Origin of the sequence: Leifsonia poae (assembly GCF_020009625.1) — a bacterium.
GTDB lineage: Bacteria > Actinomycetota > Actinomycetes > Actinomycetales > Microbacteriaceae > Leifsonia > Leifsonia poae_A.
This window is the reverse complement of the sequence record NZ_JAIHLP010000002.1, coordinates 3360917-3373458: the sequence shown is the minus strand read 5'-3', so window position 1 is coordinate 3373458 and position 12542 is coordinate 3360917. Positions and strand designations below refer to the sequence as shown.

The 12542-nt window shown below is 68.3% G+C and carries 11 protein-coding genes; 4 read left to right on the top strand and 7 right to left on the bottom strand.

The window, feature by feature from the left end:
• Position 1: 1 nt before the first annotated feature.
• A complete protein-coding gene (locus K5L49_RS16835) occupies positions 2–766 on the bottom strand; it encodes a biotin--[acetyl-CoA-carboxylase] ligase (protein WP_223694555.1) in 765 nt (254 codons plus the stop codon).
• A 76-nt stretch (positions 767–842) separates the two neighbouring features.
• On the opposite strand from K5L49_RS16835, the gene K5L49_RS16830 reads away from it, so the two are divergent.
• On the top strand, positions 843–2456 hold the full coding sequence (locus K5L49_RS16830; RefSeq protein ID WP_223694553.1) for an acyl-CoA carboxylase subunit beta: 1614 nt from the start codon (positions 843–845) through the stop codon (positions 2454–2456).
• A complete protein-coding gene (locus K5L49_RS16825) occupies positions 2453–2677 on the top strand; it encodes an acyl-CoA carboxylase epsilon subunit (RefSeq protein WP_223694551.1) in 225 nt (74 codons plus the stop codon). Before K5L49_RS16830 ends, K5L49_RS16825 begins: the two co-directional genes overlap by 4 nt.
• A 435-nt stretch (positions 2678–3112) precedes the next feature.
• Here K5L49_RS16825 and K5L49_RS16820 read toward each other — a convergent pair whose 3' ends face one another.
• The 4 genes from K5L49_RS16820 to K5L49_RS16805 are packed head-to-tail and all read right to left on the bottom strand — an operon-like array spanning position 3113 to position 7350.
• The gene (locus tag K5L49_RS16820; RefSeq protein WP_223694550.1) at positions 3113–4141 is read right to left on the bottom strand and encodes a hypothetical protein; all 1029 of its coding nucleotides are present in this window, start codon (positions 4139–4141) and stop codon (positions 3113–3115) included.
• Entirely contained in the window at positions 4138–5406 is a 1269-nt protein-coding gene (locus K5L49_RS16815) for an ATP-binding protein (protein ID WP_223694548.1), read from the bottom strand. Before K5L49_RS16815 ends, K5L49_RS16820 begins: the two co-directional genes overlap by 4 nt.
• Positions 5393–6052: a response regulator transcription factor gene (locus K5L49_RS16810; protein ID WP_223694546.1), complete on the bottom strand. Its 660-nt coding sequence runs from the start codon at positions 6050–6052 to the stop codon at positions 5393–5395. The genes K5L49_RS16815 and K5L49_RS16810 overlap by 14 nt, the downstream gene beginning before the upstream one ends.
• Positions 6053–6090: 38 nt before the next feature.
• Entirely contained in the window at positions 6091–7350 is a 1260-nt protein-coding gene (locus K5L49_RS16805) for a class I SAM-dependent RNA methyltransferase (RefSeq protein ID WP_223694544.1), read from the bottom strand.
• Between the two features lie 24 nt (positions 7351–7374).
• Between K5L49_RS16805 and K5L49_RS16800 the strand changes: the two genes are divergently transcribed.
• Together K5L49_RS16800 and K5L49_RS16795 are read left to right on the top strand one after the other, a co-directional pair.
• Positions 7375–8013, top strand: a complete 639-nt coding sequence (locus tag K5L49_RS16800; protein WP_223694542.1) for a Maf family protein — start codon at positions 7375–7377, stop codon at positions 8011–8013.
• A 79-nt stretch (positions 8014–8092) separates the two neighbouring features.
• Positions 8093–9856 (top strand): acetyl/propionyl/methylcrotonyl-CoA carboxylase subunit alpha, encoded by a 1764-nt coding sequence (locus K5L49_RS16795; RefSeq protein ID WP_223694540.1) that lies wholly within the window; start codon positions 8093–8095, stop codon positions 9854–9856.
• 56 nt (positions 9857–9912) lie between these two features.
• Here K5L49_RS16795 and K5L49_RS16790 read toward each other — a convergent pair whose 3' ends face one another.
• Together K5L49_RS16790 and K5L49_RS16785 are read right to left on the bottom strand one after the other, a co-directional pair.
• On the bottom strand, positions 9913–10815 hold the full coding sequence (locus tag K5L49_RS16790) for a DUF559 domain-containing protein (protein WP_223694538.1): 903 nt from the start codon (positions 10813–10815) through the stop codon (positions 9913–9915).
• A gap of 235 nt (positions 10816–11050) precedes the next feature.
• Positions 11051–12487 carry an NAD(P)H-quinone dehydrogenase gene (locus tag K5L49_RS16785; RefSeq protein WP_223694536.1) on the bottom strand — a complete coding sequence of 479 codons (1437 nt, stop codon included), beginning with the start codon at positions 12485–12487 and terminating at the stop codon, positions 11051–11053.
• Between the last annotated feature and the right edge of the window lie 55 nt (positions 12488–12542).

The window sequence follows — 12542 nt, the reverse complement described above, 5'->3', positions numbered from 1 at the left end:
ATTAATACCGCAGGTGGGTCACGTCGCCGGCCGCGACAGCCGTGCGCCCGGCATCCGACTCCACGATCAGGCGCCCGCTGCCGTCGATCCCGACCGCCGTTCCCAGCAGATCCGCCCCGCCCGGAAGCTCGACCCGCACAGCGCGGCCGACCGTGTGACAGCCTTCGACCACCTCGTCGCGCAGCGAGGAGGCGACAGCGTCGCCACCGGCGGTGAGGAACTCGCGATAGAGGCCGGTGAAGGCGGTCAGGTAGGCGGCGAGCACCGCGTCCGGGTCGAGGTCGGCGGGGGCGCCTGCCAGCACCAGCGAAGTCGCGGTCTCGGTGGGCAGCTCGTCCCGATCGAGGGAGAGGTTCACGCCGGCGCCGATCACCAGGCCCGACAGATCCGGCAGCAGCTCCGAGAGCGTCCCGCTCACCTTCGCGCCGTCGACGAGCACATCGTTCGGCCATTTGACCGCCACCGCGGCCGGAACGAACCCGGCCACCGCACGGCTCATCGCCAACCCGGCCAGCAGCGGGAACCAGCCGTAGCTCTCCAACGACAGGCCGACCGGCTTCAGCAGGATCGAGACGGCGAGGGCCTTGCCGGGCGGGGAGACCCACACCCGGCCGAGTCGGCCGCGCCCGCCCGTCTGATTCGCCGTGACCAGCACCGATAGGTCGGGCAACGCGGACGCGCGGGCGACGAGCACATCATTGGTCGAGCCGGCCTCCTCCAGATACTCCAGAACGGGCACGACGGTTCGGCTGCGACGGAACTCCATTGCCTCAGTCTGCCAGCGGCGCCGGTGGTTTTTGTGGGAAATCGTCAACGGCACGCCCCGACAGCTGGCCGGTAGAGTGAACGGCGTGACCGACACAGAACCGCGCCAGGCCCCCGAACTGCACACGACCGCCGGCAAACTCGCCGACCTCAAAGACAGGTTCCACGAGGCTGTGACCGCGAGCGGGCAGGCCGCCATCGAGAAGCAGCACGCCAAAGGCAAGCTCACGGCCCGCGAACGCATCGACCTCCTGCTCGACCAGGGGTCGTTCGTGGAGTTCGACGAATTCGTGCGCCACCGCACCCACGCCTTCGGCATGGAGAACAAGCGGCCGTACGGCGATGCGGTGGTCACCGGCGTCGGCACCATCCACGGGCGGAACGTCGCCGTGTTCAGCCAGGATTTCACCATCTTCGGCGGATCGCTCGGCGAGGTGGCCGGCGAGAAGATCATCAAGGTCATGGACCACGCCCTGAAAACCGGCGTTCCGATGATCGGCATCCTCGACTCCGGCGGCGCACGAATTCAGGAGGGCGTTGTCGCCCTCGGCAAATACGGTGAGATCTTCCGCCGCAACACCGCCGCCTCCGGCGTCATCCCGCAGATCTCCATCGTGATGGGCCCGGCCGCCGGCGGAGCCGTCTACTCGCCAGCCCTCACCGACTTTGTGATCATGGTCGACAAGTCGAGCCACATGTTCGTCACCGGCCCCGACGTGATCAAGACCGTCACCGGCGAAGACGTCGGTTTCGAGGAGCTCGGCGGCGCCCTCACGCACAACAAGATCTCCGGCGTCTCGCACTACCTCGCCAGTGACGAAGAGGATGCGCTCGACTACGCGCGCACGCTCCTCAGCTACCTGCCGCAGAACAATCTCGCCGAGCTCCCGGTCTTCGACGCGGAGCCCGAGCTCGAGACCACGGATGCGGACCGCAAGCTCAACACGATCATCCCGGATTCCCCCAACCAGCCGTACGACGTCAAAACGATCATCGAAGGCATCGTCGACGACGGCGAGTTCCTCGAGGTGCAGCCCCTGTTCGCCCCGAACATCGTGATCGGCTTCGCCCGCGTCGAAGGGCGCTCGGTCGGCATCGTCGCCAACCAGCCGAACGCCATGGCCGGAACACTGAACATCGACGCCGGGGAGAAGGCGTCGCGGTTCGTGCGGTTCTGCGACGCGTTCAGCATCCCGATCCTCACCCTCGTCGACGTGCCCGGCTATCTGCCCGGAACCGATCAGGAGTGGACTGGCGTCATCCGCCGAGGCGCCAAGCTGCTCTACGCCTACGCCGAAGCGACCGTGCCGCTGGTCACGATCATCACCCGCAAGGCCTACGGCGGCGCCTACATCGTGATGGGCTCCAAGCAGCTCGGGGCCGACATCAACCTCGCCTGGCCGACCGCCGAGATCGCGGTCATGGGCGGTCAGGGGGCTGTGAACATCCTCTACCGCGGCGAGATCAAGCGTGCCGAGGAGGCCGGGGAGGATGTCGCGGCCGTGCGCACGAAGCTCGCGAACGAGTACACGTACAACGTCGCGAGCCCGTTCCTCGCCGCCGAGCGCGGCGAGCTGGACGGCGTGATCGAACCGGCCGCCACCCGCGTCTCGGTGATCAAGGCCCTGCGCGCGCTGCGCACCAAGCGCTCGTCGATGCCCCCCAAGAAGCACGGGAACATTCCGCTGTGACCGGGCTGGAGGCCGAACAGATCCGGTTCGTCACGCGCGGCGTGACCCCGGAGGAGATCGCCGCCGTCACGGCCGTGCTCACCGCGGCCGCGGCCGAACAGTCCGCGGCGGCGAAGACGGGTCGCACCCCGACGGGCCCGGATGCGTGGGCCCGCAGCCAACGCACGCTGCGCCGACCCCTGCATCCCGGCGCCGGCGAGTGGCGCTCCTTCTCGGCCTGAGCAGACCCGATGTACCCCGGCCGAACGCCCCTCGTCTGCGGGGTAGCCGGATTCTCGGGACCGTCACGGGAGGCGTCCACAGAATTGTCCCCCGCGTGTCCTCCAAAATGACGACTTTGTAATTTCTGTGAATGCCGTCAATATGGTTATTGCTAGGTGTCTCTCCTCGTGAGTTACATCGCCAATCACTCGCCGACTAGGGTAAGCGGGCGAGTGCTTTGGGGGCGAGTCAGGGCGATATTCGGGTTGTCGCCCTGACTCGGGGTTTAGAAAAGGGGTCGGCCATTCGGGTGCCGGCCCCTTTCTCCCTGTCTGGGCGCTCCTCCCCCCGCGAACATTTGCCACAAATGTCGACCCCAGCGCGCGCGAACGCCGCATTTGGCGCAAATGTCGTCGCGGCGCGTGGCAGCGCAGCGGCAGCGCAGCGGCAGCGCGTCAGGGTTCGGCGAGCGGGCGGGGGATCTCGAGCCAGAGGTCGACTTCGTCGTCTTCGGTGTCGGCTCCGAGCGCGTTCGCGTTGCCGTCGTCCGACATTCTCAGACCGACGACGGTGACGGCGGTCTTCGAGGAGCGCGGAACCGTTCGCACGATGAGCTTGTCGGTCGTCGTTCCCCGAATGGCGTCGGCCAGCCGTTTCAGCACGGCCGCGAGCGACCGCTCGTCGAGGTCGTCGATGCCGCCCTCGTCGAGCAGGCTGACGACGACGCCGCGACGGCGCGCATCCATCACCTGACGGCGCACGTCGTCGTTGAGCAGCCGGCGGCCACGGATCTCGTCACGGATGGCGCCCTCCAGATAACGGCATTCGCGCCGCTCCGCCTCGGTGAGGTCGCCTCCGCGGCGCACGATCTCGGCGAGCATCGGCGCGGCCACCCGGTAGGTCTGGCGCAGCCGCATCTGCCGCTCCATCACGTGCGCCTCTTGGGCCGCCTGCCACTCGGTGGCCTCGCGCTCGGCCCGGGCGAACTGCAGGGCGTCCCGGCCCGCCTTGGCGAGCGAGCCGGAGATGACCACGGCCACCCCCACCCACACGACCGACCCGATCACGCCCAAGCCGGCGAGTGCGGGGATGCCCGCCCACACGACGGTCTGCACAGAGAGGTAGCCGACCCCCAGCCAGCCGGCCAGCTGCTGCCGGCGCACGGCGACGATCGTCATGAGGGTGCCGACAGCGGCGACGTACCAGGTGGCGTACCCGTTGTCCTTCGCCGGGTCCAGCTGGCTCGTGACGAGGATGGGGATGGCCACGCAGACAGCGAGATCGAAAGCGGCGAGCCACAGCGGCATCTTCGTCGGGCTGGTCGGCCACAGGCTGACGACCGTGGCGACCGCGTAGAGCAGCATCGCCGCGATCGCCGGGCCGGGACTGTCGGGGATGGAGAGCGATGAGAGCCCCAGGAACAGGTGGTAGGCCGAGAACAGCGCCCCGAGACCGAGGAACAGGAACCGTGGAAGGGTGATCACGGCGTCACCTCGGCATCGACGTCGGGGGCGAACTCCGGGTCGACATCGGAGGACGGCCACAGGATCGTCACGGTCGTGCCCTCGCCGGGGGCGGAGTCGATGCGCGCATACCCGCCGACCTTCGAGAGGCGCTCCCGGATGCTCACACGCAGCCCCAGCCGCTCCGCCGGCACGTCGCGGGCTTCGAACCCGCGGCCGGTGTCGGTGACCACGATGTGCACCGTGGCCTGCGGGCTGCCGCCCCGGATCGAGAGCGCGCGGCGAACATCCCCGCCGCCGGCGTGCTGCATGCTGTTCACCATGGCCTGCACGGTGGCCGAGTAGACGGCCTCGGCGACGTTCACGGGCAGGGTGTGCACCTCGAGGTCGTGCACCTCGAGGTCGAATGGCGACGAGAAGGCGGCGGCCGCTGTGGTGATGCGATCGCTCAGCCGGTCGAGGCCGACCAGCGACTGGTCCTCCGGGCTCGAAGCCTCGGCCGCGTGCAGGTGACCGATGGCATCGGATGCCATGCGCGCGGCCAGTTCCTTCGCATCCGGTGTGCGGGCGCTCGCGGCGGAGAGCAGGGTCGTGAGCACACTGTCGTGCACGATCGCATCCACCTGCACACGCTCGACCTCGGTCGCGTGCTGCCTCACCGCGTTCGCGTATTTGGCGAGCGCCTGGCTCTGGGCCGTGTCCACCGCCGACGCCGCCTGCCGCAGCATGGCGATGATCACCAGGATGACGCCGCCGAGGATGATCGCGTAGAGCGCGTCGAGCCCCGCGATCTCGGCTCCCACCCCGCCGCCGGACGGAAGCGCTCGGATGAACCCGTACGCGATCGGGGTGATGAACGTGTACGCCGTGGCAAGCCAGAGGGGGAACGCGACCGCCGCGAACGCCGTGAACACCGAACAGAGGAACCACACCCACGGCTTCTGGCCAAGCGCATCCGGATCGAGCGCCAGAAGCGGCCAGGTGATGATGGCGAGAAGGAAGATCACCGAGAGCGCACCCATGGCGATCTTCACGAAATGCTGCACGATGGCGAGCACCGGGATGATCGCCAGCCCGGCGAACACCACGATCACCACGATGGCGCCCCACGGCTCTTTCACGCTGGGCAGCTGGCCGAGCGCGGAGGGGAGGGTCTGGAGCCCGAACACGAGCCCGAACGCGGAGACGCTCCGGCCGGCGATGCGCTCGAACCGTTCCCGACTGATCGGGTTGCGAGGTTGAACGGCCCCGAGAGGGGACCGCACGCCTGCGCTAGGTGCGGTCATTGCCCGTGTCGGGATCGAGCCCCGGCAGGATGCCGTCTTCCACAGCTCGACGCAGCAGGTCGACCTTGGTGGGCGCGGGACGCCCGACCTCGACGTACTTGACACGGATGCGGTCGAGGTATTCGCGCGCGGTCGAGTTGGCGATCCCGAGCTGGGCGGCGACCGCTTTCAGGGGCAGCCCGGAAGCGTAGAGGTGCAGAACGTCGCGCTCGCGTCGACCGAGCTGCGCTTTCGCGAAGTCGCTGTCGGCGTCGATCGCGGTCGCCCATTCGAGATTGTTGAGCACATCGCCGCTTGCCACCGTCTTGATGGCGTTCATCACGGTCGTCGTCGGCGACGACTTCGGGATCACCCCGGCGGCGCCGGCCGCGACGGCCTCACGCACGCTCGCCACCCGGTCGGCGATGCTGTGCACCAGAACCGCGGCTCCGGTGGCCTGGGCGCGCTTGACGTTGTCGGTGACACGGGAGCCGTCTCCCAGAGACAGGTCGAGCACCACGACATCGCACTCCCGGGCCCCGAGCTGGGTCACGAACTCGTCGACGGTGGCCGCGGTGACGAGCACCTCGTAGCCGGCGTCCTGACAGGCCATCTTCAGCCCCAGACGTACCGACTCGTGATCGTCGACGATTGCCACCCGCACCATGTTCCCCATCGTAGTGGGACGCAAGTATTCCAGCGCGCTCACGGCGCCAGCGTGGCGACGGCCTCGACGTGGTGAGTGTTCGGAAAGAGGTCGAAGGCCCGCAGTGTCTTCAGCGGGTAGCCGCGCTCGGCGAAGAGCGCCACATCCCGTGCCAGAGCGACCGGATCGCAGGCGACATACACGATCTGGGCGGGAGCCAGCGACGCGATGGCCTCCACGACATCCTTTCCGGCACCGGACCGCGGCGGGTCGAGCACGACAGTCGCCGCGCGCAACCGTGCGCGCTCGGTCGCCGAAGAGTCGGCGGCGAGTCGGCGCACGAACTGTTCCACCCGGTCGGTGACCACGGATGCGCCGAGCCAGTCGGCCAGGTTCTCCGCTGCATTGTCTGTGGCCAGCTCGTCGCTCTCCACCGAGGTGATCCGCAATGTGCTGCCGAACCGCTCGCCGAGCGCCGCGGCGAGAAGCCCGACACCGCCGTAGAGGTCCAGGTTCGCCGCCCGCGGGTCGAAGAGGGCCTCATCGACAGCCGACTGCACGGCCTCGGTGAGGGTGGCCGCCGCCCGGCGATGCACCTGCCAGAAGCCGCGCACATCCAGCCGGAACTCGCGCTCCCCCACGACCTCCCGGATCGGCATGGGCCGTTGCCGCGGTCGCACCGTGCGCCGGCCGCGTTTCACCCCCGGCTCGTTGACCAGAACATGGGATGCGCCGGTGCCCGTCACGACCACATCCACCGACTCGGCCCCGGGGAACGACTGCCCGAACGGCGTCGACTCTTCGACGAGAGCCGTCGCGAGCGGAAGATCGGTGACCGGCACGACTCGATGCGACCGGGCGGCGTAGGGTCCGAAGGCGCCGTCACCGGCCACCTGCAGACGCACGCGGGTGCGCCAGCCGGTGCCGTCGGCGGTCTCGTCGGCCACAGGTTCCACGACGATATCGGACTCCAGCTTCGCCATGCGGTGCAGGGCGTCAGCCAGCACGCGGCGCTTGAGCTCCCGCTGGTGCTCGAGCCGGATGTGCCCGAACTCGGCACCACCGGCCCTTTCCTCCGGTGCGCGGTCGACCGAGGCGGCCGACCACACATGCGGCCGGCGCTCCGGGGCGGCATCGAGCACCTCAAGGGTCTCGGCCCGCCAGAAACTGTCGTGCTTGCGATCGGTGATCCGGGCCCGGATGCGCTCCCCCGGCATCGTGTCGGGCACGAAGACCACGCGGCCCTCGGTACGGGCGACGAAGACGCCGCCGTGGGCGACGTTGGTAATGTCGAGGTCGACCTCATCTGTCTGGGGCATCCGTCGAGCATCCCACAGGAAATCATGCGCCTCTACCTCGCCTCCACCTCGCCGGCCCGCCTCGCCCTCCTGCGGGCCGCCGGAATCGAACCGATCGTCGTGCCCTCGCATGTCGACGAGCCCGCCGCGGTCGCCGCCGCCGAAGCGGAGCACGGCCCGCTCCCGGCCGAGGCGATGGTGCAGTTGCTCGCCCGACTCAAGGCCGAGGCGGTGCGCGGCACCCTGCACGGCGAGCCCATCGACGGACTCATCTTCGGCGGCGACTCGGCCTTCGAGCTCGACGGCGGCATCCACGGCAAACCGCACACCAGCGACATCGCCCGCGCCCGCTGGCTCGCACAGCGTGGACGCACCGGTCGACTGCACTCCGGGCACTGGGTGATCGACCACCGCGGCGGCGTCGAGAACCGCGCGGTCGGCCGCGCGGCGGTCGCCTCTGTCACTTTCGCCGACGTGACCGATGACGAGATCGAGGCCTACGTCACCACGGGCGAACCGCTGGAGGTGGCCGGCGCGTTCACGATCGACAGCCTCGGCGGCCCGTTCATCACCCGAGTGGAGGGCGACCCGAGTACTGTCGTAGGGTTGTCGCTCGCAACGCTGCGTGAACTTGTCCGGGAGTTGGGTGTCGACTGGCCGACACTGTGGACCCGCGCTTTGTAGGCATCCCGAGTCCAGCTGCACCCATTTTTGTGGGGTTCACCCAAAAGGTCGCCCGAACCGACGAATAGGCTAAAGAACTGTGCCACGAATCACCAAAGTCCTCATCGCCAACCGGGGCGAGATCGCCGTCCGGGTCATCCGCGCCGCGAAGGACAGCGGGATCACCTCCGTCGCCGTTTACGCCGACCAGGACAGGGATGCGCTCCATGTGAAGCTCGCCGACGAAGCGTACGCGCTCGACGGCACCACCAGCGCTGAGACCTACCTGGTGATCGACAAGCTGCTGTCGATCGCCCGCCGCTCCGGTGCCGACGCCGTGCATCCCGGCTACGGCTTCCTCGCCGAGAATGCGGACTTCGCTCGCGCTGTGATCGGCGCCGGCCTCACCTGGATCGGCCCGTCGCCCGACGCCATCGAACGCCTCGGCGACAAGGTCTCGGCCCGGCACGTGGCCGAGAAGGTGGGCGCACCCCTCGCCCCCGGAACCCTGAACCCGGTCGCCGACGCCGGCGAGGTTCTCGACTTCGTGGATGTGCACGGCCTCCCGGTCGCCATCAAGGCGGCCTTCGGGGGCGGTGGCCGCGGCCTCAAAGTCGCCCGCACCCGCGACGAGGTCCCCGAGCTGTTCGAATCGGCCACGCGCGAGGCCATCGCCGCCTTCGGCCGTGGCGAGTGCTTCGTCGAGAAGTACCTCGACCAGCCGCGCCACGTCGAGACCCAGTGCCTCGCCGACGCGTACGGCAACGTCGTCGTGATCTCGACCCGCGACTGCTCCCTGCAGCGCCGGCACCAGAAACTCGTCGAGGAGGCTCCCGCGCCGTTCCTCACGGCCGAGCAGACCGAGAAGCTCTACACCTCGTCGAAGGCCATCCTCAAAGAGGTCGGATACCAGGGTGCTGGAACCTGCGAGTTCCTCATCGGCAAAGACGGCACCGTCTCCTTCCTCGAAGTGAACACCCGACTGCAGGTGGAGCACCCGGTCTCCGAAGAGGTCACCGGCATCGACCTCGTGCGGGAGCAGTTCCGTCTCGCCGAGGGCGGCACACTCGACTACACCGACCCGGCGCCCCGCGGACACTCCTTCGAGTTCCGTATCAACGGCGAGGATGCGGGCCGCGGCTTCATCCCCTCCCCCGGCCCCGTACACGTCTTCAAGCCCTCCGGCGGCCCCGGCGTGCGGGTCGACAGCGGCATCCAGGCCGGCGACGAGATCAGCGGATCGTTCGACTCGATGCTCGCCAAGCTGATCGTCACCGGAGCCACCCGCGACGAGGCCCTGGAGCGCTCGCGCCGTGCCCTCGACGAGTTCGAGGTCGCCGGCCTGCCGACCGTTCTCCCGTTCCACCGCGCCATCGTGCGCGATCCCGCATTCGCACCCCAGGACGGCGAGCCGTTCTCGGTGTACACGCGCTGGATCGAGACCGAGTTCGTCAACGGCATCGAGCCGTGGTCGGGATCCCTCTCCGACGTCGCCCCGGCCGAGCGTCGCACGAATGTTGTCATCGAGGTCGAGGGGAAGCGCATCGAAGTCTCCTTGCCCGGGCGGCTGCTCTCCGGCGGCCCCGCCGACGCATCCGCCGCCGCCGCCCCGCGCCGACGCAGCGGATCGCACGCCGTCGACACGGCGACCGGCGACTCCGTCACCGCCCCCATGCAGGCCACCGTCGTGAAGCTCGCCGTTGCGGACGGCGACGAAGTCGTCAAAGGCGACCTCGTGCTCGTGCTGGAGGCCATGAAAATGGAGCAGCCTCTCACCGCCCACAAAGACGGCACCATCACCGGCCTCAACACCACCGTCGGCGAAACCGTCTCCTCAGGCCGCCTCCTCCTCAACATCGTCTAGCCCCGTCCCGCGCCCTGCGCATCGCCCTGCGCATCGCCCCCGGCCGGATCCCGAACTCAGGAGAAACCCGGTGACGGAGACCGCTCGCTCCTGAAATCCGGACGAGGCCGCCAGACCGGCGCGGATGTTCCTGAATTCAGGATCTCCGCAATGGCCTTCTCGACCTCCGACCACTCATCGATCACTTGGCGCGCAGCAAAGCGGACACTCGCCAGTCCAGCACGCACGGCCGCTCGGTCCCGGCCCCGATCCCGTTCGAAGGCCTCCCGCGACGAATGGAACTGAAAGCCGTCGATCTCGACGAGCAACCGGCCGTTGATGCACATGTCCACGCGTCCGACGCCGGGAACCGACACCTGCTGCTCGACCCGGAATCCCCTCCGTTCCAAACGCTGGCGGGCAAGTGACTCGACACCCGACTCTGACCCGAACCGCGCCAGGCGAGCGATACGCTTCGACCGCCGTGGTTCTGCACTGAAGATCTGAGCAAGCTGGCCGACGATCACGAGGTTGGCACTCAACGCTGTGTCGAGCACGGCGATGGCCGTCTCGCTGTCGACGCAGCGGACGGCGCTTCGGAGTGTGTCCTCGATTCCGTCTCGCCAACACCAGGGCGAAAGCCGGCCATCGCTCCAGTGGATATCGACATCGTCACTATTCGAAGGCAGTCGTAGCCGACAGGCGTTCGCCGGCACCCGCACATGAAGTGTCTTGTTCGCCCCTGCCCAGAGCCCATACGTTTGCGCGGCCGAAACACAGCTCAGACGCCCTCCGACCCGCACCGCGCGAACAGCTGCTTCGTCTGCGCTGGGCAGCGCATAGTGAGCTCGCCTCACACGGATGATGTCCCCTGATGAGACGCCTCGCCCGAGCAGCGCCGGTCTGATCCCCGATCCGACGAGCTGATCACGTGTGGCCACTCCGCCGAACTCGTTGAGTACCTGTGTCGCCTTCTTCATGACTCCATCGTCGAGATGGAAGCCTCCGGCCCGGCAACCCGAGTTCCAATCCGTGGAGAACACGTCTGATTGTCCACCTGTGGACGAGGACTGTTCTCAGGAGAAAGCAGGGCCGAGAAGCCGCTGAGCCCGCTTCTCAGGCGTCAACGGCCGGCTTTGCGAGATATCGCCTGAAAACAGGAGGGGGAGATCTGCGGAGGAAGGCGTGAGCAGGCGTCACCGGAGCAGAGGCGGGCTACAGGACGATATGCATGGCTCGGGCGGCGTCGGAGATGGAGCCCGAGAGGGAGGGGTAGACGGTGAAAGCCCGGGCGACCTGGTCGACGGTGAGACGGTGTTCCACCGCGAGTGCGAGCGGAAAGATCAGTTCGGAGGCGCGAGGGGCGACGATCACACCGCCGATGACGGTGCCGGAGCCGGTGCGGGCGAACAGTTTCACGAAACCGTCCTTGATGCCGAGCATCTTGGCGCGCGGATTCGACTTGAGCGGCAGTTTGTAGATATCGCCCTGCGCGATGCCCTCCTCGATCTGCTTCTGGTTCCAGCCGACGGTGGCGATCTCGGGCTGGGTGAAGATGTTGGAGGTGACGTTGCGCAGTTCGAACGGGTAGACCGCATCCCCCATCGCGTGGAAGACGGCGGTGCGCCCCTGCATCGAGGCCACGGAGGCGAGCGGGAGCAGATCGGAGCAGTCGCCCGCGGCATAGATGTTCGGGATGGAGGTGCGGGCGACACGGTTGACCCGGATGTGGCCCGAGTCGGTGAGCTGCACACCGGCCTCCTCCAGGCCGATGCCCCGGGTGTTGGGAACGGAACCGACCGCCATGAGGCAGTGGCTCCCCTCGACGGTGCGGCCGTCCGAGAGAGTGGCGACGACACCGGTCTCGGTCCGCACGACGGATTCGGCGCGGGACTTGGCGAGCACCTGCATCCCGTTGCGTTTGAACACGTTCTCGATCACGCGGGCGGCGTCGGCGTCTTCGCCCGGCAGCACCTGGTCGCGGCTGGAGATCAGGGTGACCTTGGAGCCGAGCGCGGTGTACGCGGAGGCGAACTCGGCGCCGGTGACACCCGATCCGACCACGATGAGGTGCTCCGGGATGTGACCGAGGTCGTAGAGCTGGGTCCAGGTGAGAATGCGCTCCCCGTCGGGTGCCGCGGAGGGCAGGATGCGCGGGCTCGCGCCGACCGAGACGACGAACGTCTCCGCTTCGATCCGGTCGAAGTCGGTGCCGGAGTCGCCGCGCGCCGTGGAGACGATGATGGCGCTGGAACCGTCGAGGCGACCCTCGCCGCTGACGATGCGCACGCCCGCGCGGACGAGTTCCGCCCTCATGTCTTCCGACTGTTGCCGGGCGAGACCGAGGAGCCGTTTGTTGACGGCGGCGAGGTTGACAGCGATGTCCGGGCGCACCGGTTTGCCGTGGTCGCCGCGGGTGAAGAACTGCACACCCAGGTCGGCCGCCTCGGCGATGGCGTTGGTGGCCTCTGCTGTTGCGATCAGGCTCTTCGACGGCACGACATCGGTGAGTACGGCCGAGCCGCCGACACCGGTGCGTTCGACGAGCGTGACCTCTGCGCCGAGCTGGGCGCCGGCGAGGGCCGCTTCGTACCCGCCTGGCCCACCCCCGAGTACAGCGATCCTCTGCTTGCGCTCGAATTCATAGGCCATGCCCCTATTCTCTCGCACGTTGGTGCACCGATGCGCACGTGCCCGCCGAAGCACG